At 65.1% G+C, this 23,120-nt stretch carries 24 protein-coding genes and 1 pseudogene; 13 read left to right on the forward strand and 12 right to left on the reverse strand.

Translation table 11 applies throughout. The annotated features are described in order from the left end of the window. Together AXW67_RS43785 and AXW67_RS05940 are read right to left on the reverse strand one after the other, a co-directional pair. Positions 1-481 (reverse strand): annotated as a pseudogene (locus tag AXW67_RS43785) (hypothetical protein); the annotation flags it as partial. 37 nt (positions 482-518) lie between these two features. Then, positions 519-1,811: an adenylosuccinate synthase gene (locus AXW67_RS05940; protein ID WP_063677114.1), complete on the reverse strand. Its 1,293-nt coding sequence runs from the start codon at positions 1,809-1,811 to the stop codon at positions 519-521. Between the two features lie 424 nt (positions 1,812-2,235). Here AXW67_RS05940 and AXW67_RS05945 point away from each other — a divergent pair, with 424 nt between their 5' ends. Then, positions 2,236-3,168 carry a DMT family transporter gene (locus AXW67_RS05945; RefSeq protein WP_063677115.1) on the forward strand — a complete coding sequence of 311 codons (933 nt, stop codon included), beginning with the start codon at positions 2,236-2,238 and terminating at the stop codon, positions 3,166-3,168. A 50-nt stretch (positions 3,169-3,218) separates the two neighbouring features. On the opposite strand, the gene AXW67_RS40270 is transcribed toward AXW67_RS05945, so the two are convergent. Next, the gene (locus tag AXW67_RS40270; protein ID WP_245315448.1) at positions 3,219-3,413 is read right to left on the reverse strand and encodes a DUF3551 domain-containing protein; all 195 of its coding nucleotides are present in this window, start codon (positions 3,411-3,413) and stop codon (positions 3,219-3,221) included. Here AXW67_RS40270 and AXW67_RS43790 point away from each other — a divergent pair. After that, on the forward strand, positions 3,336-3,524 hold the full coding sequence (locus AXW67_RS43790) for a hypothetical protein (RefSeq protein ID WP_063677116.1): 189 nt from the start codon (positions 3,336-3,338) through the stop codon (positions 3,522-3,524). The two genes, AXW67_RS40270 and AXW67_RS43790, sit on opposite strands and share 78 nt — an antisense overlap. A gap of 39 nt (positions 3,525-3,563) precedes the next feature. Here the strand turns inward: AXW67_RS43790 and AXW67_RS05955 are convergent, their stop codons facing one another. Further along, positions 3,564-3,953: a DUF1330 domain-containing protein gene (locus AXW67_RS05955; protein WP_145927437.1), complete on the reverse strand. Its 390-nt coding sequence runs from the start codon at positions 3,951-3,953 to the stop codon at positions 3,564-3,566. A 105-nt stretch (positions 3,954-4,058) separates the two neighbouring features. Between AXW67_RS05955 and AXW67_RS05960 the strand changes: the two genes are divergently transcribed. Both AXW67_RS05960 and AXW67_RS05965 read left to right on the forward strand, forming a co-directional pair. Next, on the forward strand, positions 4,059-4,994 hold the full coding sequence (locus tag AXW67_RS05960) for a DMT family transporter (RefSeq protein ID WP_063677117.1): 936 nt from the start codon (positions 4,059-4,061) through the stop codon (positions 4,992-4,994). A gap of 116 nt (positions 4,995-5,110) precedes the next feature. Then, on the forward strand, positions 5,111-6,088 hold the full coding sequence (locus AXW67_RS05965) for a Bug family tripartite tricarboxylate transporter substrate binding protein (protein ID WP_027553292.1): 978 nt from the start codon (positions 5,111-5,113) through the stop codon (positions 6,086-6,088). Between the two features lie 246 nt (positions 6,089-6,334). On the opposite strand, the gene AXW67_RS05970 is transcribed toward AXW67_RS05965, so the two are convergent. Then, complete coding sequence (locus tag AXW67_RS05970; RefSeq protein WP_063677118.1) at positions 6,335-8,020, reverse strand: methyl-accepting chemotaxis protein; 1,686 nt, start codon at positions 8,018-8,020, stop codon at positions 6,335-6,337. A 259-nt stretch (positions 8,021-8,279) separates the two neighbouring features. Between AXW67_RS05970 and AXW67_RS05975 the strand changes: the two genes are divergently transcribed. The 5 genes from AXW67_RS05975 (at position 8,280) to AXW67_RS05995 (ending at position 14,156) form a co-directional block, all read left to right on the forward strand. Then, entirely contained in the window at positions 8,280-9,323 is a 1,044-nt protein-coding gene (locus AXW67_RS05975) for a C-terminal binding protein (RefSeq protein WP_063677119.1), read from the forward strand. A gap of 84 nt (positions 9,324-9,407) precedes the next feature. After that, entirely contained in the window at positions 9,408-10,745 is a 1,338-nt protein-coding gene (locus tag AXW67_RS05980; protein ID WP_063677120.1) for an ABC transporter substrate-binding protein, read from the forward strand. 125 nt (positions 10,746-10,870) lie between these two features. Then, entirely contained in the window at positions 10,871-11,827 is a 957-nt protein-coding gene (locus AXW67_RS05985) for a carbohydrate ABC transporter permease (protein ID WP_063677121.1), read from the forward strand. Further along, positions 11,820-12,716, forward strand: coding sequence for a carbohydrate ABC transporter permease (locus tag AXW67_RS05990; RefSeq protein ID WP_063677122.1), 897 nt, complete (start codon positions 11,820-11,822; stop codon positions 12,714-12,716). Before AXW67_RS05985 ends, AXW67_RS05990 begins: the two co-directional genes overlap by 8 nt. Positions 12,717-12,800: 84 nt before the next feature. After that, complete coding sequence (locus AXW67_RS05995) at positions 12,801-14,156, forward strand: esterase-like activity of phytase family protein (protein ID WP_063677123.1); 1,356 nt, start codon at positions 12,801-12,803, stop codon at positions 14,154-14,156. A 132-nt stretch (positions 14,157-14,288) separates the two neighbouring features. Here AXW67_RS05995 and AXW67_RS06000 read toward each other — a convergent pair whose 3' ends face one another. The 7 genes from AXW67_RS06000 to AXW67_RS43065 all read right to left on the reverse strand — a co-directional run bounded on the left by AXW67_RS06000 (position 14,289) and on the right by AXW67_RS43065 (position 20,037). Continuing rightward, positions 14,289-15,119: an energy transducer TonB family protein gene (locus AXW67_RS06000; protein WP_063677124.1), complete on the reverse strand. Its 831-nt coding sequence runs from the start codon at positions 15,117-15,119 to the stop codon at positions 14,289-14,291. Beyond that, positions 15,119-15,568 carry a TonB system transport protein ExbD gene (gene exbD, locus AXW67_RS06005; RefSeq protein ID WP_063677125.1) on the reverse strand — a complete coding sequence of 150 codons (450 nt, stop codon included), beginning with the start codon at positions 15,566-15,568 and terminating at the stop codon, positions 15,119-15,121. Before exbD ends, AXW67_RS06000 begins: the two co-directional genes overlap by 1 nt. A 3-nt stretch (positions 15,569-15,571) precedes the next feature. After that, on the reverse strand, positions 15,572-16,354 hold the full coding sequence (gene exbB, locus AXW67_RS06010; protein ID WP_063677126.1) for a tonB-system energizer ExbB: 783 nt from the start codon (positions 16,352-16,354) through the stop codon (positions 15,572-15,574). A 27-nt stretch (positions 16,355-16,381) separates the two neighbouring features. Next, entirely contained in the window at positions 16,382-16,897 is a 516-nt protein-coding gene (gene hutX / locus AXW67_RS06015) for a heme utilization cystosolic carrier protein HutX (RefSeq protein WP_063677127.1), read from the reverse strand. Between the two features lie 24 nt (positions 16,898-16,921). Beyond that, a complete protein-coding gene (gene hmuQ, locus AXW67_RS06020; protein ID WP_063677128.1) occupies positions 16,922-17,254 on the reverse strand; it encodes a heme-degrading protein HmuQ in 333 nt (110 codons plus the stop codon). Positions 17,255-17,350: 96 nt separating this feature from the next. Further along, positions 17,351-19,720, reverse strand: a complete 2,370-nt coding sequence (locus AXW67_RS06025) for a TonB-dependent hemoglobin/transferrin/lactoferrin family receptor (RefSeq protein WP_063677129.1) — start codon at positions 19,718-19,720, stop codon at positions 17,351-17,353. A 140-nt stretch (positions 19,721-19,860) separates the two neighbouring features. Then, entirely contained in the window at positions 19,861-20,037 is a 177-nt protein-coding gene (locus AXW67_RS43065) for a hypothetical protein (RefSeq protein WP_201723641.1), read from the reverse strand. Here AXW67_RS43065 and AXW67_RS43795 point away from each other — a divergent pair. The 4 genes from AXW67_RS43795 to AXW67_RS06045 are packed head-to-tail and all read left to right on the forward strand — an operon-like array spanning position 19,955 to position 23,009. Beyond that, positions 19,955-20,161 (forward strand): hemin uptake protein HemP, encoded by a 207-nt coding sequence (locus AXW67_RS43795; protein ID WP_145927439.1) that lies wholly within the window; start codon positions 19,955-19,957, stop codon positions 20,159-20,161. The two genes, AXW67_RS43065 and AXW67_RS43795, sit on opposite strands and share 83 nt — an antisense overlap. A 6-nt stretch (positions 20,162-20,167) precedes the next feature. After that, positions 20,168-21,121 carry a heme/hemin ABC transporter substrate-binding protein gene (locus tag AXW67_RS06035; RefSeq protein ID WP_063677130.1) on the forward strand — a complete coding sequence of 318 codons (954 nt, stop codon included), beginning with the start codon at positions 20,168-20,170 and terminating at the stop codon, positions 21,119-21,121. Further along, the gene (locus AXW67_RS06040) at positions 21,118-22,212 is read left to right on the forward strand and encodes a FecCD family ABC transporter permease (RefSeq protein WP_063677131.1); all 1,095 of its coding nucleotides are present in this window, start codon (positions 21,118-21,120) and stop codon (positions 22,210-22,212) included. The genes AXW67_RS06035 and AXW67_RS06040 overlap by 4 nt, the downstream gene beginning before the upstream one ends. Continuing rightward, a complete protein-coding gene (locus AXW67_RS06045) occupies positions 22,209-23,009 on the forward strand; it encodes a heme ABC transporter ATP-binding protein (protein WP_063677132.1) in 801 nt (266 codons plus the stop codon). The genes AXW67_RS06040 and AXW67_RS06045 overlap by 4 nt, the downstream gene beginning before the upstream one ends. Positions 23,010-23,120 lie beyond the last annotated feature (111 nt).

The following is a 23,120-nucleotide window of genomic DNA, read 5'->3' on the forward strand; positions in this document are numbered from 1 at the left end:
GGGACGGTGGAGCGGGCTGGCGCGGCGCATCGAAACGCGGGGCGCGCGGCTGGCGCTGGGTGTCGCGGTCGCCCTGATCGTCGTCGCCGAATGATGGGCGCTCGTTGCGCGGCGGCGGCGGGGCCGGACGGGTGCGCGGCGGGCCGGCCGGTGAAGCCGCAGGCGGGGTTCCCTCGGCAGCGCGGGCACTGGCGCGGCGGAAGGCATCGCCGCTGCCGCCGCGCCCACTGCCACTGCCGCCGCCGGGGCGGGAGGCCTCACGGGCGCGTTGGGCGGCCTCGGATTCGACCTTGCGGACAGCCTCTTCCAGCGATAGCCGTTCGCGGGTGATCTCGGATTCGGAGAGCGGCGGCTGCACGCTGCGCAGCTGCGCGATCAGCGCCGTACGCGCGCGCTCATAGAGCGCGCGACGGCTTTCGCCGGGAGCGTTGGGATCCAAGGCGGCAATAGCGCGGGCGATCAGCGGATAGTAATCAGCCATTTCAACTCAACTATACGCGCGTCCCGGTAAGAGATCGTTAAGCCTCAAACGGATTTTGCACCAGGATAGTATCTTCGCGTTCGGGGCTCGTGGAAAGCAGCGCGACCGGGCACCCCACCAATTCCTCGATCCGGCGGACATATTTGATGGCCTGGGCCGGCAGATCCGCCCAGGACCGTGCATTGGCGGTCGGCTCCTTCCAGCCTTCGATGGTCTCGTAGATCGGCTCGACCCGGGCCTGGGCGCCCTCGCCCGCCGGGAAATGGTCGATCTCCTTGCCGTCGAGCCGGTAGCCTGTGCAGACCTCGATGGTGTCGAAGCCGTCCAGAATGTCGAGCTTGGTCAGCGCCAGCCCGTTGATGCCGCAGGTGCGGACCGCCTGGCGGACCAGCACGGCATCGAACCAGCCGCAGCGGCGCGGACGCCCGGTATTGGTACCAAACTCGCGACCGCGCTCGCCGATCCTACGGCCGGTCTCGTTATCCTGCTCGGTCGGGAACGGGCCCTGGCCGACGCGGGTGGTGTAGGCCTTGCACAGACCCAGCACGTAGCCGACCGCGCCGGGCCCGAGGCCGGCGCCGGTCGCGGCCTGCGCCGCCACCGTGTTGGACGAGGTCACGTAAGGATAGGTGCCGTGGTCGACGTCGAGCAGCGCGCCTTGCGCGCCCTCGAAAAGCATGCGCTTGCCCTCGCGCCGCTTGATGTCGAGCAGCCGCCACACCGTCTCGGCATAGGGCAGAAGCTGCGGCGCCAGTGCGCTGAGCTCGCGCAGAATCTCCTTGCCGTCGAACTCCGGCAGGTTGAGGCCGCGGCGCAGCGCGTTGTGATGCGCCAGCAGCCGGTCGATCTTGTGGGGGAGCGTGTCGAGGTCGGCGAGGTCCATCAGGCGGATGGCGCGGCGGCCGACCTTGTCCTCATAGGCCGGGCCGATGCCGCGGCGGGTGGTGCCGATCGCGGTGGCTACATTGGCGGATTCGCGATGCGCGTCGAGCTCGCGGTGCAGCGGCAGGATCAGGGTGACGTTCTCGGCAACGCGTAGATTGTCCGGAGAGACCGCAACACCCTGGGCACGGAGCTTGGTCACCTCGTCGAGGAAGGCCTGCGGGTCGAACACGACGCCATTGCCGATCACCGACAGCTTGTGTTCGCGCAGCACGCCCGAGGGCAGCAGCGCGAGCTTGTAGGTCTGGCCGTTGATGACCAGCGTATGGCCGGCGTTGTGGCCGCCCTGGAAGCGGACGACGATGTCGGCCTGCTCAGACAACCAATCGACGATCTTGCCTTTTCCTTCGTCGCCCCACTGGGCGCCGACGACGACAACATTGGCCATTCGCGGGTAATCCCTATGCAATCTGTCTTTAAGTGGCATGATCCTCGCGGAAAACCGGTGCCCACTTTTCCGGGATCATGCCTGCGCCCAGCCGAATCCACGGCCGGGGGCCGTTCGCACGCGAGGCAGCCAACCGGATAAAGGAAGCAGCCCCTCTAGGCAAGCAAGAAGGCGGCATTTCCGGGATCCTAAACACTATTTAAGCCTTTGATATCCCCGGAAAATCCAGGGGCCTTCCGGGCCGGTGTTCCGACCTCAACGAAAGCGCTAGACGCAGCATCTGCCACTGCATGGTCGCGATGCATCCGCCCCCCATTGCTGCAACCTCGATTTCCGTGTCTTTGGGCGAGGCTGGGCTATGAGCCGGCCCGGACAGCGCCGGGCTGGCGGCATCGGTACATCACGCGGGGCCATAACAATCACAATGTCCGCCACCGGCCAGACCACGCGCACTGACACGTCCGGTCACAACTGGATCGCCAACCAGCCTTATCTCCTGCTCAGCATCACCGCGTTGTGCTGGGCCGGCAATGCCATTGTCGGGCGCCTCGCCGCCGGCCACATCCCGCCGGTCACGCTCTCCTTCCTGCGCTGGTTCTTCGCCTTCCTCCTGGTGCTGCCGTTCGCCTGGAAACATCTGGTGCAGGACTGGCCCGCAATCCGAAGCAAGCTCGGGCTGATGATCGTGCTGTCAATCACCGGCATCGGCGCCTTCAACACGCTCCAATATTGGGCGCTGGTGCATACCCAGGCCCTCAATACGCTGCTGTTGCAATCGGCCGCACCGCTGGTCGTGGCGCTGTGGTCGCTGATCATCCTCGGCGTCCGCCTCACCGCGGCGCAGGCCTGCGGCGTGCTGCTCTCGATGTGCGGCGTGCTGACGATCCTGCTGCATGGCGATTTCACCACACTGTCGAACATCGAGTTCAACAAGGGCGACCTCATCTTCATCGTCGCGCTGATCATCTTCGCGCTCTATTCGGTGCTGACGCTGAAGCGGCCGCCGATCCACGGCCTGTCGTTCCTCGCCTTCACCTTCGGCGCCGGCGCCGCCTGCCTCATCCCGCTGGAGATCTGGGAGCTGTTCGCACGCCCGGTGATGAAGCTCGACGGGCCGAACCTGCTCACGCTGTTCTACGTCGCGGTGTTCCCATCGACGCTCGCCTATCTCTGCTTCAACCGCGGGGTGCGGCTGATCGGCGCCAACCGTGCCGCGCCGTTCTTCCATGTGGTGCCGGTGTTCGGCTCGATCATGGCGATGGCCTTCCTCGGCGAGCAGCCGCAGGCCTTCCACTTCATCGGCTTCGCGCTGGTGCTGTCGGGCGTGTTCGTGGCGTCGCGGAAGCAGGCCAGCTGAGCCGGGCTGCCGACGGCCCGATCGGCGTCGCAGCGCCGTCATCAATGAAATTATCTTCGATTTTGGCCCGCATAGCGCGGATTGATGCCGCAATGGGCACGCGTACCGGACGCTGATGCCAGGCATTGGCTGCGGGTCGAGAAGGCGCAGTTGCCCGGAAAGCCCCAATGGTGCCCCTGAAGGCAGTAGCGCGCCGCGTGGGCCGAATCGGATCCGATGACGCAGAGCGGGGCAAGGGCGAGCAAGATGACCAGGAAAAGACGATGCATGGGATCCTCCCGATTGCACTCGTAACGTTCATTTTCGCAAGCCGCCTGGACGGGGTTTTGATCAAGATCAAGTTTCACGGCCTTTGAGTTTCAAGTTCCGCGCGGCATCAATCCCGGCATCGTGCGTCAGTCCACCTTGAATTTGCCGTACGCCTCGCTGGTCGCGATGATCACGTGCTCGGCGCAGCCGTTGACGCGATGCGGATCAGCCTCCCGCTCGTAGGCCTCCGACGTCATCATATCGAGGAAGGCCGCGACGGACGGATAATAGACGAGAGCGACGAAATCCCAGCCGTTGCCCTGGTGTGGGCCGAGCGCGATGGCTTTGGCCTTGCCGGTCCAGAGCAGCGTGCCGCCGCGCGCCTTGATCATCGGCACCGTGATCGCGCTGTAGCGCAAATAGGCGTCCCAGCCGGACCCGTCGCCGTCGCGCGAGCGCGCGTTGAAGCGCATCAGGTTCAGCATCACCACTGGCGAATCCTGATCGAGCCTCTCCAGGCCATCGATGTTCAACATATTCACCGCCAACGATACCTCCTCAGCTCATGCGTGCATTGTAGCATTGCGGCCACGTGACTTGTGCCGCAACGAGAATCCGGCGCAAGCTCGCATCAAACGCCAATGACGATTGCTTCGCCTGCGCCACCGGCCTCGAATCCGGCCAGTTGGCTCAACAACCAGCCTTATCTGCTGCTCAGCCTGAGCTCGCTGTTCTGGGCCGGCAACATCGTGCTCGCGCGCCATGTCGGCGCGCATGTGCCGCCGCTGACGGTGACCACGATCCGCTGGTTCGGCGTGTTCCTGATCCTGCTGCCGTTCGCCTGGCCGCATCTGAAGCGTGACTGGCCGGCTCTGCGCAAGAGCCTGCGGCTGATGCTGTTCCTGTCGCTGGTCGGATTCGCCTTCAACAACGCGATCTCCTACTGGGCCATGCAATATACGGAGGCGCTGAACGCGCTGCTGATCCAGTCGGCCGGACCGCTGTTCGTGGCGCTGTGGTCGCTGGTGCTGTTCGGCGTGCGGCTGACCGGTGCACAGCTTGCCGGCATCGCGATATCGCTTGCGGGTGTGCTGATCATCATCCTGCGCGGCGACCTTGCGGCCCTCACTGGCATCAGCTTCAACCGCGGCGACATCATGTTCGCGTTGTCGCTGGTGGCCTTCGGGATCTACTCCGCCTTCATCCCGCGCCGGCCCAAGGTTCATCAGCTCTCCTTCCTGTCGTTCACCACCTGCTGCGGCGCGATGATGCTGTTGCCCGCGGCGGTCTGGGAGGCCTGGAGCGGCAACGTGCTGCAATTCGATACGCTGACGCTGTCGACACTCGCCTACATCCTGATCTTCCCCTCGACCCTCGCCTATCTCTTCTTCAACCGCGGCGTAGCGCTGATCGGCCCGAACCGCGCCGCGCCGTTCTTCCATCTGGTGCCGGTGTTCGGCTCGGCGATGGCCATCCTCCTGCTCGGCGAGAAGCTCCAGCCGTTTCATCTGATCGGCTATGCGCTGGTGCTTGCGGGCGTCGTGATCGCGTCACGGCCGGGCTCGGCGGTGAAGTAATTCCACGCCGCGGCGCGGGCGACATCTCGTCTCGAAAGCGGGCGACAAGACGCGCCTTCCTCTTTGCCTCCTGAGCAGCTAGGTTCCCGGCCAACGATAAAGAGGGAACGTCCAACATGCTTTCATTGCTGATCCGGGTCGTACGCATAGCCGGCGCGGCCGCGCTGTGGCTTGCCGCCGCATCCGCTGCTCAGGCCGACAATTATCCAAGCCGCAACATCACGCTGGTCTTGCCGTTCGCGGCCGGCAGCGGCACCGATACGACCACGCGGCTGATCTCGCAGCATTTGTCGCAGGCGCTCGGCGTCGGCATCGTCATCGAGAACAAGGCGGGCGCCAACGGCATGATCGCCGCGACCTATGTCGCGCGCGCCGCACCCGACGGCTACACGCTGCTGGTGACCACCAACACCACGCATTCGGCCAATCCCTTCCTGCTCAAGAGCCTGACCTACGATCCCGTCAAGGATTTCACCCCGATCGCGCGTACCGGCGACCTGCCTTTCATGCTGGTCGTTCACCCGGACGTGCCAGCCAAGACGGTTGGCGAGCTCGTCGCCTATGGCAAGGCCAATCCGGGCAAGCTGAGCTACGCCTCGGGCTCGTCCTCGGCGATCGTGTCGGGCGCGACCTTTGCGCACAATGCCGGACTCGACCTGTTGCACGTGCCCTACAAGAGCTCGCCGCCGGCGCTCAACGACGTCATGGGCGGCCGCGTCTCGATGATGTTCGTGGACATCCTGACCGGCCTGCCGCACGTCAACGGCAACGCGCTCAAGGCGCTCGCCGTCACCACCAAGGACCGCTCCCCGCTGGTGCCGAACCTGCCCTCGATGCAGGAGGCCGGCGTGCCGGACTTCGACATCTCCTCATGGCAGGGCTATTTCGGCCCCGCCGGCATGCCGAAGGAGATCGTGACGCGGCTCAACGCCGAGATCAGGAAGATCGTCGAGAAGCCGGAGATCAAGGCCCAGCTTGCGACGCTCGGCATGGACGCCTTCTCCGGCACGCCGGAAGAGCTCGGCACCTTCGTGGGCGAGCAGCTCGTGCTGTGGGAGAGGCTGATCAAGAACGCGGGGATCGAGAAGCAGTAAGCCAGTCTCGTGTCCCGGACGCGGCGCGGCATGGAATGACGCGACGCAGAGCCGGGACCCAGATTGCCATGAACACATGGGCCCCGGTTCAGCAGCGCATCACTTGCGTGCTGCGCTGCGCCCGGGGCACGAGATCGTAGGGTGGGCAAAGCGTAGCGTGCCCACCGACGCCTCGACGAACTCAAAAGAAAAGGTGGGCACGGCGCTCGTGCGCCTTTGCCCACCCTACGAATTCACGGCCGAGCCTTACGCCGCGCGGACCTTGGCGAGGAAGCCGTCGACCGCGCTGCGCAGCGCGCCCGACTGGTTGTCCAGCTCGCGGGCGTTGGTGAGCACGTCGCCTGCCGCGCTGCCCGTCGCCTCCGCAGCCGAAGTGACGCTGCCGATATGCGCGTTGATCTCGCTCGAGCCGGCCGCGACCGACTGGATGTTGCGCGCGATCTCGCGGGTTGCCTCGCCCTGCTGCTCGATCGATGCGGAAATGCCGGCGGTGATCTCGCTCATCTCGGCGATGGTCTGGGTGATGCCGGCGATGGCCGCGACCGCGTCGCTGGTCGACGTCTGCATCGCCGCGACCTGGGCGGAGATTTCCTCGGTCGCCTTGGCGGTCTGGTTGGCGAGCGCCTTGACCTCGGAGGCGACGACGGCAAAACCGCGGCCGGATTCGCCGGCGCGCGCCGCTTCGATGGTGGCGTTGAGCGCCAGCAGGTTGGTCTGCGCAGCGATCGAATGGATCAGCTTGACCACCTCGCCGATCTTCTCGGCGCCCGAAGAGAGCACCTGCACGGTGGTGTTGGTGCGCTCGGCATCGCTGACGGCGCGGCTCGCGACCTCGGTCGAGCGCGTCACCTGACGGGAGATTTCCGCAACCGAGCTCGACAGCTCCTCGGCGGCGGCCGCAACCGTGCCGACATTGCCGGACGCCTTTTGCGAGGCGGCGCCGACGGTCGCGGCGCGCGCGCTGGCGTCGCTCGCGGTCGCGGTCATCGACTGCGCCGTGGTCTGCATGCCGGCCGCGGCCGAGGAGACCGAGCGGACGATGCCGTTGACGCTGCGTTCGAAATCGTTGGCGATGCCTTCCATCGCGCTGCGGCGTTCCGCCGTGGCACGTTCCTTGGCCTCGGCCTCGGTCGTCTCGAGATCGCGAATGCGGACTGCATTGTCCTTGAATATCTGGACGGTCGCCGCCATCGCGCCGACTTCATCGCCGCGGCCGACGCCGGGGATGTCGCCCTCGAGCTTGCCGTCGGCAAGCTCCTTCATGCGGGTGCCGAGCAGCGCCAGCGGACGGCTGATGCTGCGGCCAAGCAGCCAGGCGACACTGCCGGCGACGATCACGATGCCGAGCATGGCGAGGCCGAGCAGCCAGTAGACCGGACCCATCTTCTCGTCGATGTCCTCGAGATAGGCGCCCGTGCCGAGATACATGTCGAAGCCGGGGATGGCGACGGAATAGCCGAGCTTGCGGATCGGCTTCTCCTGGCCGGGCTTCACATATTCATAGAAGAGCAGGATTTCGCCCTTGGCCTTGACGCCATCCATGATCTCACGGGAGAGCTTCCGCCCATTGGTCTCGACATCCATGCGGTTGGTGCCGATCTGCTTCGGATCGGGCGCGAGCTGCGTGATGCCGTCATAGGTGGTGCCGAACAGATAGCCCGAGCCCTTATCGTAGGTCATCGCGTTGCCGTAGCGGCGAAGGTCCGCGAGCGCGGCATCCTTGGTCATTTCACCGGCGTTGACGCGCTTCACCAGCGTGGCCGCGTAGTTGCGTGCCAGATCGACGATCGCCTTGGTCTGATCGATGCGCGCGTCCACCATCGCGCGCTTCATCAGATAGCCGGCGAGGACCCCGGAGATGCACAGGCCGAACAAGGTGACGCCGACAAGAATGCCGAGCTTGGGCGCGATCTTCAGATTGCTCAACTTCACGGGAAGGCTCCGAGGCAAAAGGGATACGGCACGCGAGTGAATCGATAGAAATTGAATCAACTTTTAGTGCGCGATCCATTAGCAACCTGTTACGACGCATCCGTAGAAGCCCGGACGCCGCGCCAAAACCCGCAAATAATCTCCGTCACCGGCAACCGACGATTGTACGCGGCCGCGCCGATTTCGCGTAAAAGACGCAAAGGCCCGCCACAGGTGCGGGTCACAACAAGAACCGACAAACCAAATCGGGAGCCAGGGAATGCCGAAATACAGGGTGGTGACGCCGAAGGGCGCGAGCTTCACGGTCGCCGGCAGCGACTATTCATACGAGCGCGAGGCGCTCGATTCGATCGACGCCGAGATCGTCGAGGCGCCGGCCAATGAGGCCGAGTTCATCGCCGCCGCGAGAACCGCTGACGCCATCTACGCCAAGGGCATCCCGATCACCAAGACCATCATCGACGCACTGGAGAACTGCAAGGTCATCACGCTCGGCTCGGTCGGCGTCGACAGCGTCGACGTCAAGGCCGCCACGGAACGCGGCATTCCCGTCACCAACATCCCCGACACCTTCATCGAAGAGGTCGCCGACCACGCCATGATGCTGCTGCTGGCCGGCTTCCGCCGCCTGGTCGAGCAGGACCGGATGGTGCGCACCGGCCGCTGGGCCGAGGGCCGGCCGGCGCTGCTCAAGATTCCGCGGCTGATGGGCCAGACGCTCGGCTTCATCTCCTTCGGCCGCGTGGCGCGTGCAGTTGCGAAACGCGCCGCTCCCTTCGGCCTGCGCATGATGGCCTACGATCCGTTCATCCAGGAAACGCTGATGTACGATCACGGCGTGTTGCCGGCGACGCTGAACGAGGTGCTGTCGCAATCCGACTTCGTGTCGATGCACGCGCCCGCCCGGCCCGAGGTGCATCACATGCTGACCGAGAAGCATTTTCGCCAGATGAAGAAGGGCTCGATCTTCATCAATACGGGGCGCGGCGCCACGGTCGACGAGGAGAGCCTGATCAAGGCGCTGCAAGAGGGGCGGATCGCGCACGCCGCCCTCGACGTGCTGGAGAAGGAACCGCCGTCGCATAACAATCCCCTGCTCGGTATGGAGAACGTGACCCTGACCGCTCATGTCGCCTCGGCCTCGGCACGGTTCGACGAAGCGCGCAAGCGCCGCGTGGGCTACGAATTGTCACTGGTGCTTCAGGGCATGTGGCCGGTAAGCTGTGTCAATCCGTCGGTGCTGCAGAAAACCGCGCTCCGCCGCTGGCAGCCCGTCAGCATGGATCGCGGACCGAACAGCTAGGCGGCCGGCGCAAAACGCGCCGAAAGACCGGAAGGCCCTTCACCGGCGATCAACGCCGGGAAGGGAGACAACAGGGAGGAACTGATGAGGAACGACCTCACGCGTCGTGACGCCTTGGCGCTGGGCCTGTCCGCTGCTGCACTCGCCGCAACCGGTGCCGCGGCGCAAACACCATCTCCAATCAAGGCGGCCGATGTTCCGGCGCCGAAACTGCCGATCGAGAAGGGCGCATCCTTGCGCATGCTGCGGCCGGTCCGCTTCGTCCAGCCGGACGAGGACGTGTTCCGCGCCAACGCCAAGCGCTTCACTGACGCGACCGGTGTCGAGGTGAAGGTCGACTTCGTCGGCTGGGAAGACATCGCCCAGCAGACCGCGGTGACAGCGAACTCCGGCGCCGGCCCGGACATCATCATTGGCTTCTCCGACGCGCCGCATATCTATGTCGACAAGCTGATTGAACTCACCGACGTCGCCGACTACCTCGGCAAGCGCTATGGCGGCTGGCTGCCGCTGGCGCAGAAGTACGGCATGAAGAGCAAGACCGAATCCTGGATCGGGCTGCCGTTCGGCGCCACCGCGGGTCCCCTGATCTACCGCAAGTCGATCCTGCAATCGGTCGGCTTCGACAAGGTTCCGGAAGATCACGCCGGCGTCGTCGACCTGTGCCGCAAGCTGCACAAGGCCGGCAAGCCGGCCGGCTTCGCGCTCGGCAATGCCAAAGGCGACGGCAACGGCTTCGCCAATTGGGCGCTCTGGTCGCACAATGCGTCGCTGCTCGACGAGGACGGCAATGTCGTCATCAACAGCAAGGAGACGATCGCCGCGCTGAACTGGGTCAAGGAGCTGTATCCGACCTTCATTGCCGGCACGCCGTCATGGAACGACGTCAGCAACAACCGCGCATATTCCTCGCAGGAGATCTCGCTGACGGCCAACGGCGTCTCGCTGTACTTCTCGCTGAAGAACGATCCTGCCACCCGCGCCATCGCGGAGGACAGCGAGCATCAACTGCTGCCGAAGGGCAATGCGAAGATCTCGCCGATGGCCGGCCTGACGCTGAATGCGATGGTGTTCAAGCACAGCCCGTATCCGAACGCCGCGAAGGCGTTCCTGCAATACATGCTTGAGAAGGACCAGTACGAGCCGTGGCTCAACGCCAACTCCGGCTATTGGGCCCAGCCGCTGGCTGCCTATGCCGAGGCCAAGGTGTGGGGCGAGGATCCCAAGGTCGCGATCTTCAAGAACACGATGAACAGCACCTATTACGACGGCTACAAGGGGCCGATCTCCTCGGCGACCGGGGCCGTCAGCGCCGATTACGTGCTGGTGCAGATGTGTGCTGCGGTCGCGACCGGTGCAGCGACGCCGGAGGAGGCCGCCGCCGAAGCGGAGCGCCGGTGCAAGCGATACTTCCGGCGGTGACAGCAGACGCCGTCATTGCGAGGAGCGAAGCGACGAAGCAATCCAGACCGCGACCGCGGAGATAGACCGGATTGCTTCGCTCGCAATGACGGTGTGGTGACAATCAAAATCAGGACAACAACCCGATGTCCGTGACCACGCTCTCTTCTCCCGCCCTGGCGCTGCGACAGCCGTCGTGGCTGGTGCGGCTGTTCGACTACAGGCCGTTCCTGATCGTGATGTGCCTCGCGCCCGCGCTCGGGCTGCTCGCCGTCTTCCTCACCTATCCGCTCGGCCTCGGCATCTGGCTCGCCTTCACCGACACCACGATCGGGCGGCGCGGCGTCTATGTCGGCCTTGAGAATTTCCAGTACCTGCTCACCGATCCCCTGTGGTGGGGCGCGGTGTTCTACAGCGTGTTCTATACGGCGGTTGCGACCTTCGGGAAGTTTGCGCTCGGCTTCTGGCTGGCGCTGCTGCTCAACAACCATTTTCCGTTCAAGAGCGTGCTCCGCGCCATCGTGCTGTTGCCCTGGATCGTCCCGACCGTGCTTTCGGCGCTGGCGTTCTGGTGGATCTACGATCCGCAGTTCTCGATCATCTCCTACCTTCTGGTCGACGTGCTGCATTGGCGCACGACCAACATCGACTTCCTTGGCTCGGCCTGGCCGGCGCGGTTCTCGCTGATCGCCGCCAACATCTGGCGCGGCATCCCCTTCGTCGCGATCTCGCTGCTCGCGGGGCTGCAGACCATCTCGCCTTCGCTCTACGAGGCCGCGATGCTCGATGGCGCCAGTTCCTGGCAGCGCTTCCGCTACATCACCTTCCCGATGATGATGCCGATCCTCGCCATCGTCATGACCTTCTCGATCATCTTCACCTTCACCGACTTCCAGCTTGTCTACGCCATCACCCGCGGTGGTCCCGTCAACTCGACGCACCTCTTGGCCACCCTCGCCTTCCAGCGCGGCATTGCCGGCGGCGAGCTCGGCGAGGGCGCGGCCATTGCCGTGTCGATGATCCCGTTCCTGGTGTTCGCGACGCTGTTCTCCTATTTCGGTCTCGCGCGCCGCAAATGGCAGCAAGGAGAGGGCAATGACTGAGACCGTCGCGCAGCCCACCGCCGTCGCCAACACCGCGCCCGACACCATGGCCTGGGATTCCGGGCTGCGGCGGCTGATGATGATCTACCTGCCGCTCGGCTGCTTCGTGCTGATCCTGCTATTTCCGTTCTACTGGATGGCGATCACCTCGTTCAAACCGAACGCGGAGCTGATGAACTACAAGGATCACAACCCGTTCTGGATCTCCTCGCCGACGCTCGCCCACATCAAGCATCTCTTGTTCGAGACCGCTTATCCGCGCTGGCTGAAGACGACGATGCTGGTCGCGATCGGCTCGACCACGCTGTCGCTGATCGCCAGCACGCTCGCTGCCTACGCCATCGAGCGGTTGCGCTTCCGCGGCGGCCCCTATGTCGGCCTCGGTATCTATCTTGCCTATCTCGTGCCGCCGTCGATCCTGTTCATTCCCCTCGCCACCGTCGTGGTTCAGTTCGGCCTGTTCGATAGTCCGATGGCTCTGATCCTGGTCTATCCGACCTTCCTGGTGCCGTTCTGCACCTGGCTCCTGATCGGCTATTTCAAGTCGATCCCCTACGAGCTCGAGGAATGTGCGCTGGTCGATGGCGCGACGCGGCTGCAGATCCTGCGGCGGATCACACTGCCGCTCGCCGTGCCCGGCCTGATCTCGGCCGGCATCTTCTCCTTCACGCTGTCCTGGAACGAGTTCATCTACGCGCTCGCCTTCATCCAGAGCGGCGCCAACAAGACCGTGCCGGTCGCGATCCTGACCGAGCTCGTCACCGGCGACGTCTATCAGTGGGGCGCGTTGATGGCGGGATCGCTGCTCGGCTCGCTGCCGGTTGCGATCTTCTACTCGCTGTTTGTGGATTACTACGTGTCCTCACTCACCGGCGCGGTAAAGGAGTAGCAAGCGGCTGCGGCGTTTGGTCCGCATTCACAAAACTGCAATACGCGATCCGCATAAGACGGCCTCCCCCAACAGGAGACGCACATGCGCGCGACCTTCCTCGCTTCCGTCGCAACCGTCCTTCTCACCGCGAGCGTCGCGCTCGCGCAGAATGAAGGCGAATTCCCCGCCAAGCTCGCCGGCCACGTCGTGATGCCGGCCGAGTCCTTCATCGACGCGCCGGCGGACGCGCCCGCCGATCTCAAGACCTCCGGAAAATACACCACGGGCAAGCGCGTCGACGCGCTCGGCACCGTGATGGGCAAGTCCGCCGAGCGGCCGACCGGCGTCTCGCTGCCGTTCAAGGGGCAGCCGCTGCAGGGCCATTCCGGCATCAAGTCGATGGGCGACGGCACCTTCTGGGTGATCACCGACAACGGCATGGGCGCGCGCGCCAACTCGCCGGATTCGATGCTGTACCTGAACCACTACAAGATGGATTGGGCCAGCGGCAAGATCGAGCGGCTGGAGACTATCTTCCTGCACGATCCCGACAGACGCGTGCCGTTCCGCATCGTGCATGAGGATACGCAGAAGCGCTATCTCACCGGCTCCGACTTCGACACCGAAGGCTTCCAGATCATCGGCGACGTCTTCTGGATCGGCGACGAGTTCGGCCCCTACATCCTGAAAGCCGACAAGACCGGCAAGATCCTCGCCGTGTTCGAGACGGTGGCCGACGGCAAGCCGGTGCGCTCCCCGGATCATTGGGCGGTGACGACGCCGGGCGCGCCGGGCGCGACCTACACCAACGTCAACCTGCGCAGATCCAAGGGGTATGAGGGCTTTGCCTCGTCGAAGGACGGCAAGTTCCTCTACGGCCTGCTCGAGGGCCCGCTGTGGGATGCCGACAAGAAGGACTGGGAAAAGGTCGACGGCAAGGAAGCCTCCCGCATCCTCGAATTCGACGTTGCCGCGGAGAAGTTCACCGGCCGCTACTGGCAGTATGTGTTCGAGCAGAACGGCAATGCCATCGGCGACTTCAACATGATCGATCCGACCAGCGGCCTCATCATCGAGCGCGACAACGGCGAAGGCACGCCCGACAAGGCCTGCCCGCAGGGCGTGCGCGGCGAGAACTGCTTCCCCGACGTCGCCAAGTTCAAGCGCATCTACAAGATCGAGCTGTCAGACGTCAATGTCGGCAAGCCCGTCCGCAAGATCGGCTATATCGACCTGTTGAAGATCCAGGACCCGGACAAGAAGGCGCGCAAGCCGCTCAATGACGGCGTCTACACCTTCCCGTTCTTCACCATCGAGAACGTCGACCGGGTCGACGAGAGCCACATCATCGTCGGCAACGACAACAACCTGCCGTTCTCGTCGAGCCGCGATCCCAACAAGGCCGATGACGACGAGTTCATGCTGCTCGAAGTCGCCGACTTCCTGAAGGCGAAGTAAACTATCGCCCTCTCAACACGGTCATCGCCCGGCTCGACCGGGCGATCCAGTACGCCGCGGCGGTCGTGATGAATCTCGCTGCCTCTGGAATACTGGATGCCCCGCTTTCGCGGGGCATGACAGCGGAGAGAACTACCGAATCGCAAACGAGATCGGCACGGTGAAGCTCATCGTGGCGTGAGTGATCTCCGAGGGAAATGCCGGGAACGGTTGGGCGCGGCGGACCATCGCCATCGTCTCGGCGTCGAGCGCCGCGTATCCGGATGACCCGGCAAGCCGGCTGCCGAGAACCTGGCCGCTGCGACCGAGCGTAAAGCTCAGCCTCGCGATGCCGTGTTCGCCGGTGGCTTTCGAGGCCGGCGGGTATTGTTTGAAGCGCTGCAAGTGCGCCGCCACCATCTGATTGTACGACGCGACCGTTGCCGCCGCTGCACCGGCGCTCACGGCCGAGGCAGCCGGCGCCTGCCGCTCCGCGCGCGGCGAGGCCGTGGTACGCGGCGCCGGTGTCGTATGGCTCAGCTTCTTCGCCTCGGGGCGAACCAGCTTCGGCTTGACGGGCTCTGGCTTCGTCGCGGCGACAACCTGGGCCGGCTCGGCTTGCACCGGTTTCAGCTTCTGCTCCGGCGGAGCCACGACTTCCGGCTTCTCCTGCGGCGGGGTCGGCGCGATGGTCTCCTCGACGGCCTGTGGCGTAGCCTGGTCCAGTGGCGAGGCATCCGCCTGCTCCATCACCGGCCCGGGCGCGAGATCGAGTGGCGTCGATTGCGGCGCCGAGGTCACCGGCGCCATGTCCACGAGGATCGCCGGCACGGTCACGCCCTCGTCCGGCACCTGCTTGAGCCAGCTCATCGCCAGCAGCGCGGCGGCGACGTGCAGTGCCACGATCACCACCGCCGACACGCTCCATCGCGCCGCCTCGCGGTCGCGAAGCGGCTCATGCAGGGCGAAGGCGTTCGCGCTCATCAATTGCCTCTGTCGAGGCCGACCAGGGCGACCTTGAGATAGCCGGCATTGCGCAAGATGTTCATCACCTCCATCAGGTCGCCGTAAGAGACGGCCTTGTCGGCGCGCAGATAGATGCGCTCGTCCTTGCGGCCCTTGGTTGCGGTATCGAGCGAAAGGCTGAGCGCATCGCGCGCAATCGTCTCCTCACCGACGGCGATCGCGAGATCCGCCTTTACAGTGACGAAGACCGGCTTGTCTGGTCGCGGTTGCGGCTCGGCGGCGGTTGCGGGCAGATCGACGCCGATGTCGACGGTGGCAAGGGGAGCCGCCACCATGAAGATGATCAGCAGCACCAGCATCACGTCGATGAACGGCGTGACGTTGATCTCATGGGTGACGTCGAGATCGCTCGCCTCGCCACGCGACCCGAGCGCAGAGAGCGAGCGTCCGCCGAGCTTCGCGGCCATGGCCTACTCCGCCGCCCGCGCCAGGCGGAAGTCGCGATGGTCGCGCTGGCGGCTGACGATCAGCATCAATTGCGCCGAGGCATCGCCGAGCAGCGCGCGATAATTGGCAATGCCGCGGACGAGATGATTGTAGATCACGACGGCGGGAATTGCGGCAACGAGGCCGAGCGCAGTGGCGAGTAGCGCCTCGGCGATTCCGGGCGCGACCACCGCAAGGCTCGTGGTGTGGCTCTCGGAGATGCCGATGAAGGAGTTCATGATGCCCCAGACCGTGCCGAACAGGCCGACGAATGGCGCCGTGGCGCCGATGGTCGCGAGCACACCGGTGCCGCGCGCGATCTGCCGGGACATCGCGGCCTCGACCCGCTCGAGCCGCAGCGCCACGCGCGCCTGGAGCCCGTCGTCGTGGACGCCGCCGGAGAGCTCGGCCTCCCTGGCGCAGGACTGAATGAGCTGAGCCACCGCATCATGCGCGTCGCCGGCCCGTTCTGCCGCCTCGGCCAACTTCATGTTGCCTTCGAGCGCGCGCGTTCGCTGCCGGGCAAGCGCGCTCTTGCGGCGCAGCTCGACGCTCTTGGCAAGCCATACCGTCCACGTCACAAGCGAAGCGCAGGCAAGGCCGATCATCACCGCCTTCACCACGATGTTCGCGCTGACGAACATGCCCCAGGGCGACAGGTTGCGCGGCAGCAGCGCCGCGTCGGTCGCGGCGAAGGCCGATGCCGGCGCAAGCGCCGGCAGCGCGATTGATACGATCATGTGCCGAAACCTGGAAGTGCTCTGCATCCTGATCTCCCGACAGAACGAAAGTCGTTACGCCATGGGCTGCGCCGCGATCCGGTCGGCAAGCTGCCGGAACCGCAGCAGTTGGTCCGCGCGCAGCGCCCTGGTCTCGTCGCGGCCGACAAAGACCTTGAACATGATGCCGCCGTCGGTGTTGACGAAGGCGATGAAGGCCGACGACTTGCCCATGAAGGGCCGCTCGACGAAGGCGACCGCAGTGCAGCGCTCGTGGCGAAGATGGCCGTGCAGGCCCTTCGGCTGCACCAGGTTGAAATAGCCGCGGCCGATTTCTCCGGCAGGGACCGCGCCGGTGAACTCGAAGATCGCATCTTCGGTGTGCACGATCAGCGTGACCTCGCCCCACTCCGCGATGTCCTGCATGGCGGCGGCGAAATGCTCGCCACCGCTCATACGCGCCATGGACGATGGCAGCGCCTCGATCACCGCGCGCGGCGAGACCTTGCGCTCGCGCGCGACGTCTTCGATCACCGCGCCGGGATTGTCGGCCATATACGCCTTGAGATCGGCGAGCTCCGTGCTCAGCACGTCCGGCTCCTTTCGTGCTCCGCCTCAGGCGGCCGCGGCCTTGCGCTCGCTCTGGATCACCTCAAAGCCCTCGAATTTGGGGTGGCCGAGATAGAGGCTCTCGCCGGTCCTGTTGTCGGCGCGCGCATGGGCGCGGCGGAATTCCTCCGAGCGCGTCCAGGCCTCGAACGCCGCCTTGTCGACCCAGGTGGTATGCGACGAATAGAGCGTGTGCTCCTCGGCCTCCGGGCCCTTCAGCAGATGAAACTCGACGAAACCCGGCATGCTGCCGAGATAGGATTCGCGCGTAGCCCAGACGGTTTCGAACGCAGTCTCCGCGCCCTTCTTCACCTGAAACCGGTTCATGGCGATGAACATGAAAGTCTCTCCTTATCATCAGAACAGAAATGCGCCGCAGCCGCGCTGGAGCATCAGCGCGGCCCGGCGGAGGTTGGTGGCGTGCAATGGCAGCGGCTAGGCTCCTCCAAGGTGGATCTTCAGGCCGGCCTTGTAGACCCTGCCGGGTCCCGGGCTCGACCACAGCACGTCGTTCTGCGTGGTGCCGTCGGTCGAGTTGCCGGGAATGGCGTAAGGCCGGTAGTACTGGTTCAACAAATTATCGATCGATGCCGTGAAGACGACGTCCTTGCTGGCATTCCAGGTCAGGTACAGATTGACCAGCTCGTACCCGGTCGAAGGCAGGTAGCCCGCGGGCACGTCGTTGTTGGGACCGAACGAGGCCCACTGCGCCGACAGGATCAGCGTGCGATCGAGCAGGCGGACACCACCGGTCGTAACGACCTTGCGCGGGGTGATGGTCGCGAGCCCGATATTGGTCGCGACGTTCTTGCCCTGGATGTAGTGGCCGGCAACACCGATGAACCAGCTGCCGGCATCGTACATCGTCTCCGCCTCGAAGCCCTGGATGCGGGCATTGGCGATGTTCTGGTACTGGTAGTACTGAGCGAACGAGCCAACCCCCGGGAACACGGTGAATCCGAACGGGACGAGGTCGATGTAGTCGCTGACGTCATTGCGGAACAGGTTGATCTTGCCGCGGAACGAGTCGGACGCGGTGAAGATGTTGTCGTATTTCAGGTTGATGCCGACTTCCTTGTTCTTGCCGACCTCGGGACGGAGGTTCGGATTCGGCAGGAAGCAGAACAGGCCCGTGGTACCGTTGGGACAGGGGAAGAGAGCCGGTCCGCCGCCGGTCGCGTGGGCACCGGAGATCACGGTTTCGGTGATCGAGGGGGCGCGATAGCCTTCGGCATAGCTGACATAGGGCTGGAAGCCGGCAACCGGCGTCACGCCGAGGGTGATCTTCGGCGAGAAGCGATCGCCGCCCGAATGCGTATTGCCGGAGTCCAGTTCATAGCGGTCGTAGCGAATCGCGCTCACAGCCTCGAACCATGTGCCGTAGTTCTGCTTCAACTGGAGGAAGCCTCCCGACACGGTGCGGATGCCGCTCGGCGTGGTGATATTGGAATTGCCGCGGCTGTCGGTCGTCTTCACGTCGTCCTGGAACGCATCGACACCCCAGGTGACGGCGTTGCGCCAGTCGCCGACGTTGAAACGCGTGGTATTGTTGGCATCGACGCCGACGGTATCCAGCACATAGCCGCGCTTGTCGCCAACACAGCCGGAGATGTTGTTGCCGACATTGCCGGTGCCGCAATAGCCGGCGCCGGCGGTCGAATAGTGATAGGTCTTGGTCTGGTCGTTATCGACGCGATTGCCGTAGAGCGACATATGCCAGTCGAACAGATTGTCGCTCGGCAGCGCGTAGTTCCAGGTGATGGTGCCGGTGTAGTTCTTGGCGTCGGATCCATAGACCGACGAGCCTTGATAAAGCGCGCGCTGCGCCGCAGTAGCTACCGGGCCACGGTTGAACTGGCCGATGTCGTACTGATAGTCCTGGAAGACGGCGCCGAACTTGACTTCGTGACCTACTGCGGGGCGCACCGTCAGCTTCATCAGCCCGCTCTCGACCTGGTTGCCCGTGTTGCCGATTTCGGTGCCGTTGCCGTCCTTGTAGTTTCCTTGCGTGCGATAGACAGCACCGCCGAAAATATCGACATCAGGCGTGGCGCGCACGCCGCCGAACACCGAGCCGAGGCCGCGACTGTTGTTGGAGCCGTAGGATCCCGAGAGATCGACACCCCAGCGCTCGCCGGGACGCAGCACGTCATCGATTTCCTTGGTGCGGAACGAGACGACGCCGCCGATCGCGCCGGAGCCGTAGATGTTGGCGGTCGGACCGCGCACGACGTCGACGCCGCCGATCAACTCGGGATCGAGGAAGAAGGAGCCGTTGGCGTTGTGGCCGGTGCGCTGATAGTTCTGCCGCGCGCCGTCGACCACCACGGCGACACGGCCGAAATCCTGCAAGCCGCGAATGTTGATGACGGTCGCGGGATCGTCGCCACGCTCCTGGAACGACACGCCGGGAACGTTATAGAAAATATCCGACAGCCGGTTCGGCTGGAGCCCCTGGATCTGGTCGAGCGTCACGACACTAACCGGTGCCAGCGCATCGACTGCGCGCTCCTCGGTCTTCGTTGCGGCGACCGTGATGGTGTCGAGCGTCTGCACGGGCGCAGAGCCGCCAGCTTGGGCGCGGGCATTCATGACGTCGGGCGCTGGCTGCTGCGCGACTTGCGGCTTGGCCTGCTTGCGCTTGGCTTGCTTCGGCCGCTCCGTCGACGCGCGCTGCGCCTGCGGCTCGGCGGTCTGCGCACGACCGCTCTCCGTCAACAATGCCGCGATTGAAACCACCGACGCGCCCAAAATCAGGGCGCGCGAATACCTAGCCCCGTCAGCCATACCAGCCCCAGCCTGCATTTCATGTGTTGGTTGGCTGGCGTGCGCCGCACGAGGCGAGCGACTGGCTGGCTATTTTTTTCTAAGACTCGGGCACGCTGCCCGCGCTCGTGATTGGTTACGTGGCAACACTCTGACGGTCAATGACATCAGGTTGCAATTTATATCGATTGTAAATCGCTGCCGTTGGAATGCGCGTCGCGCCGCTTATACAAGCAGGCAGCATCTGAATTTTGAAAACGCAGCACATCAACAATGTCCGCAACATCGGGAGACAACATCGGCGGTGCGGCAGGGCCGGCAGAAAGCCCTTCTGCAACAACGAGAACCCTGACCATGCGAGGAGGCCGGATCGACAGCCGGGAGCTCTTTGCCGCGGAGCGCGAGATCATCATCGCGCATGGCGAGGACAGCTATCGCCTCCGCCTGACCTCGCAGAACAAGCTGATCCTGACGAAGTGACCTCGAATGACATTTTGTCGCACCATCATCCAACTCCTTTTGACCGGCACGGTCGCACTCACCTCGGCCGCGCACGCCGCCGGCATCACAGTGCATGACGCGCGCAATCGCGACGTCGCGGTCACAGACTTCGCACGCACGGTCTCGATCGGCGGTGCCATCACCGAGATCCTGTACGCGCTCGGGCTCGAGAACCGGCTCGTCGGCGTCGACACCACGAGCCTCTATCCGGCGGCGGCGCTGCACGACAAACCCAATGTCGGCTACATGCGCCAGATTTCGGCCGAGGGCGTGCTGGGCCTCAATCCGACGCTGATCCTGGCAATCCAGGGCTCGGGTCCGCGCGAGACCATGGACGTCCTGGAGACGGCAAAGGGGCCGCTGGTGCTGGTGCCCGAAACCTTCTCCGAGGAAGGGCTGATCGAGAAGATCAGGCTGGTCGGTCACGCCATGGGCGTCGATGCCCGCGCCGCGTGCCTGAGCGATGCGGTCGGCGCCGACCTCGCACAGCTACGCGCGCTGCGCGCCAGGGTGACGAAGCCGGTGCGGGTGATGTTCGTGATGTCGCTTCAGAACGGGCGGGCGATGGTTGCCGGCCACAAGACCGCAGCCAACGAGATCATCCAGCTCGCCGGCGCCGCCAACGCGGTCGACGATTACGACGGCTACAAGATCATCAGTGACGAGGCGATCGTTTCGGCGAAGCCCGACGTCGTGCTCTCGATCGAGCGCGGCAAGGAAACACTCCAAGCCGAAGCAGTGTACACGCATCCCGGCTTCGCCCTGACACCGGTCGCAGCCAACAAGAGCTTTATCGCGATGGATGGGCTTTATCTGCTCGGCTTCGGGCCACGGACCGCGGCGGCGGCACGCGATCTGGCGGTCAAGCTTTATCCGGGACTGGCCGCGGAGGGCGGCACGTTCACGTCGGCCCTCCCCGCGGCGAATTGCCGGCAATGAGCGTGGCGATCGGGACCGAAGCGCGCAGCCGGCAACGATCGAGCACGGGACGGCGGTCCGCGTCGGCTGCGATTTCCGTGTTGCTCGCAGCACTCGCGGCTGCGACGATCATTGCGGTGACCGTCGGTGCCGCCGGCATTCCCCTCGCCCGGTTGCCAGCGGCGCTCGGCCTTTTCAGCGACGGTGTGGCCGATGCCGTGACGGCCCGCGATCAGCTCGTGCTGTGGTCGATCCGCATTCCCCGGATCGTGGCGACCGCGATGGTCGGCGGCCTGCTCGCTGCAGCCGGGGCGATCATGCAGGGACTGTTCCGAAACCCGCTCGCCGATCCCGCGCTCGTCGGCGTCTCCAGCGGCGGTGCGCTCGCCGCGGCCGCCGCGATCGTCTTCACCGATTCGCGCTTCGGCGAGGCGCTCCGCGTTCTCCAGGCCGAGCTGTTGCCGCTCGCGGCGTTCGCGGGCTCGCTGCTGACGACCGCGATCCTCTATGGCATCTCTAGCCGCGCCGGGCGGACCTCGATCGCGATCTTCCTTCTCGCGGGCGTCGCCGTCACCGCCATCACCAATGCGGGCATCGGACTTCTGGTGTTCATCGCAGATGACCGCCAGCTTCGCGACATCACCTTCTGGCTGCTGGGCTCGATGAGCGGCGCGACCTGGGCCAAGGCCGCGGTGCTCGCGCCCGTGCTCGCACTTGGCCTCGTTGCCTGCGCCTTCATCGCGCGCGGCCTCGATCTGCTGGTGCTCGGCGAGGCCGACGCGTTTCACGGCGGGGTCGACGTCGAGCGATTGAAACGGATTTCGATCGTCATGGTCTCCGCGATGACCGGCGTTGCGGTCTCGATCAGCGGTGTCATCGGCTTCGTCGGCATCGTCGTGCCGCATCTGCTCCGCCTCGTCATCGGGCCGGCGCACCGTCTGCTGCTGCCGGCCTCCATGCTGCTCGGCGCGATCCTGATGGTCGGCGCCGATACGCTGGCGCGCACCATCGTGGCACCCGCGGAGATGCCGATCGGTATCCTGACCGCAGCGGTCGGCGCGCCGGTCTTCTTGGGGATTCTGCTGCGGCAGCGTGGGCTCGCCTCGCTATGAGCGCCGTGATCGAGGCGCGCACCCTGATCAAGCGCGCCGGGCGTGCGACGCTGCTCGATGGGGTCGACCTGAACATCACGGCCGGCGAGATGGTCGCCATCATCGGCCCGAACGGCGCGGGCAAATCAACTCTGCTGCGGCTCTTGTCCGGCGACCTCCGTCCGAGCGGGGGCAAGGTACGCCTGAAGCAGCGCGACATCCGCACGCTTACGCCGCGCGAGCTCGCAGGTCACCGCGCGATGCTCTCCCAGCATGTCAACGTCACCTTCCCCTTCACGGTCGAAGAAATCGTGCTGATGGGCGCCGGCGATCGCAGCCCGCGTGAAGCAGGTGGGCTGGTGGACGCCGCCCTGGACGACGTTGGCCTGACGCATTTCCGCACGCGGCAATTGCCGACCTTGTCCGGCGGCGAGCAGCAGCGCGCGCATTTCGCCCGCGTGCTGGTACAGCTCGCCTGCGGCGAGGTCGCGCACGGACCCGGACTGTTGCTGCTGGACGAGCCGACGTCGAGCCTCGACCTGCGCCACCAGATCGACCTCGTCGAGGCGGCGCGGCGCCGCGCGGCGGGCGGCACTGCGGTTATCGCGATCCTGCACGACCTTAACCTCGCGATCCGCTTTGCCGAGCGGCTGATCGTGCTGAACGGAGGCCGGCTCGCTGCCGACGGCCCGCGCGCCGATGTCGTCACGCGCGAGACCATCCGCGACATCTTCGAGATCGACGCCGTCGTCCATACGGGCGACGACGGCGTGCCTTACGTGTTGCCGCAGTCGATGCGCGCGCCGTCGCCGCGATGAAGGATCACTCCCTCGCCCCGCTTGCGGGGAGAGGGTTGGGATGAGGGGGAGTCTCCGCGGGGACGGTGAGAGTTGAGTTCGCGGAAAGTCCCCCTCAGCCCGGAATTCAAG

The organism is Bradyrhizobium neotropicale, assembly GCF_001641695.1.
Taxonomy (GTDB): Bacteria; Pseudomonadota; Alphaproteobacteria; order Rhizobiales; family Xanthobacteraceae; genus Bradyrhizobium; species Bradyrhizobium neotropicale.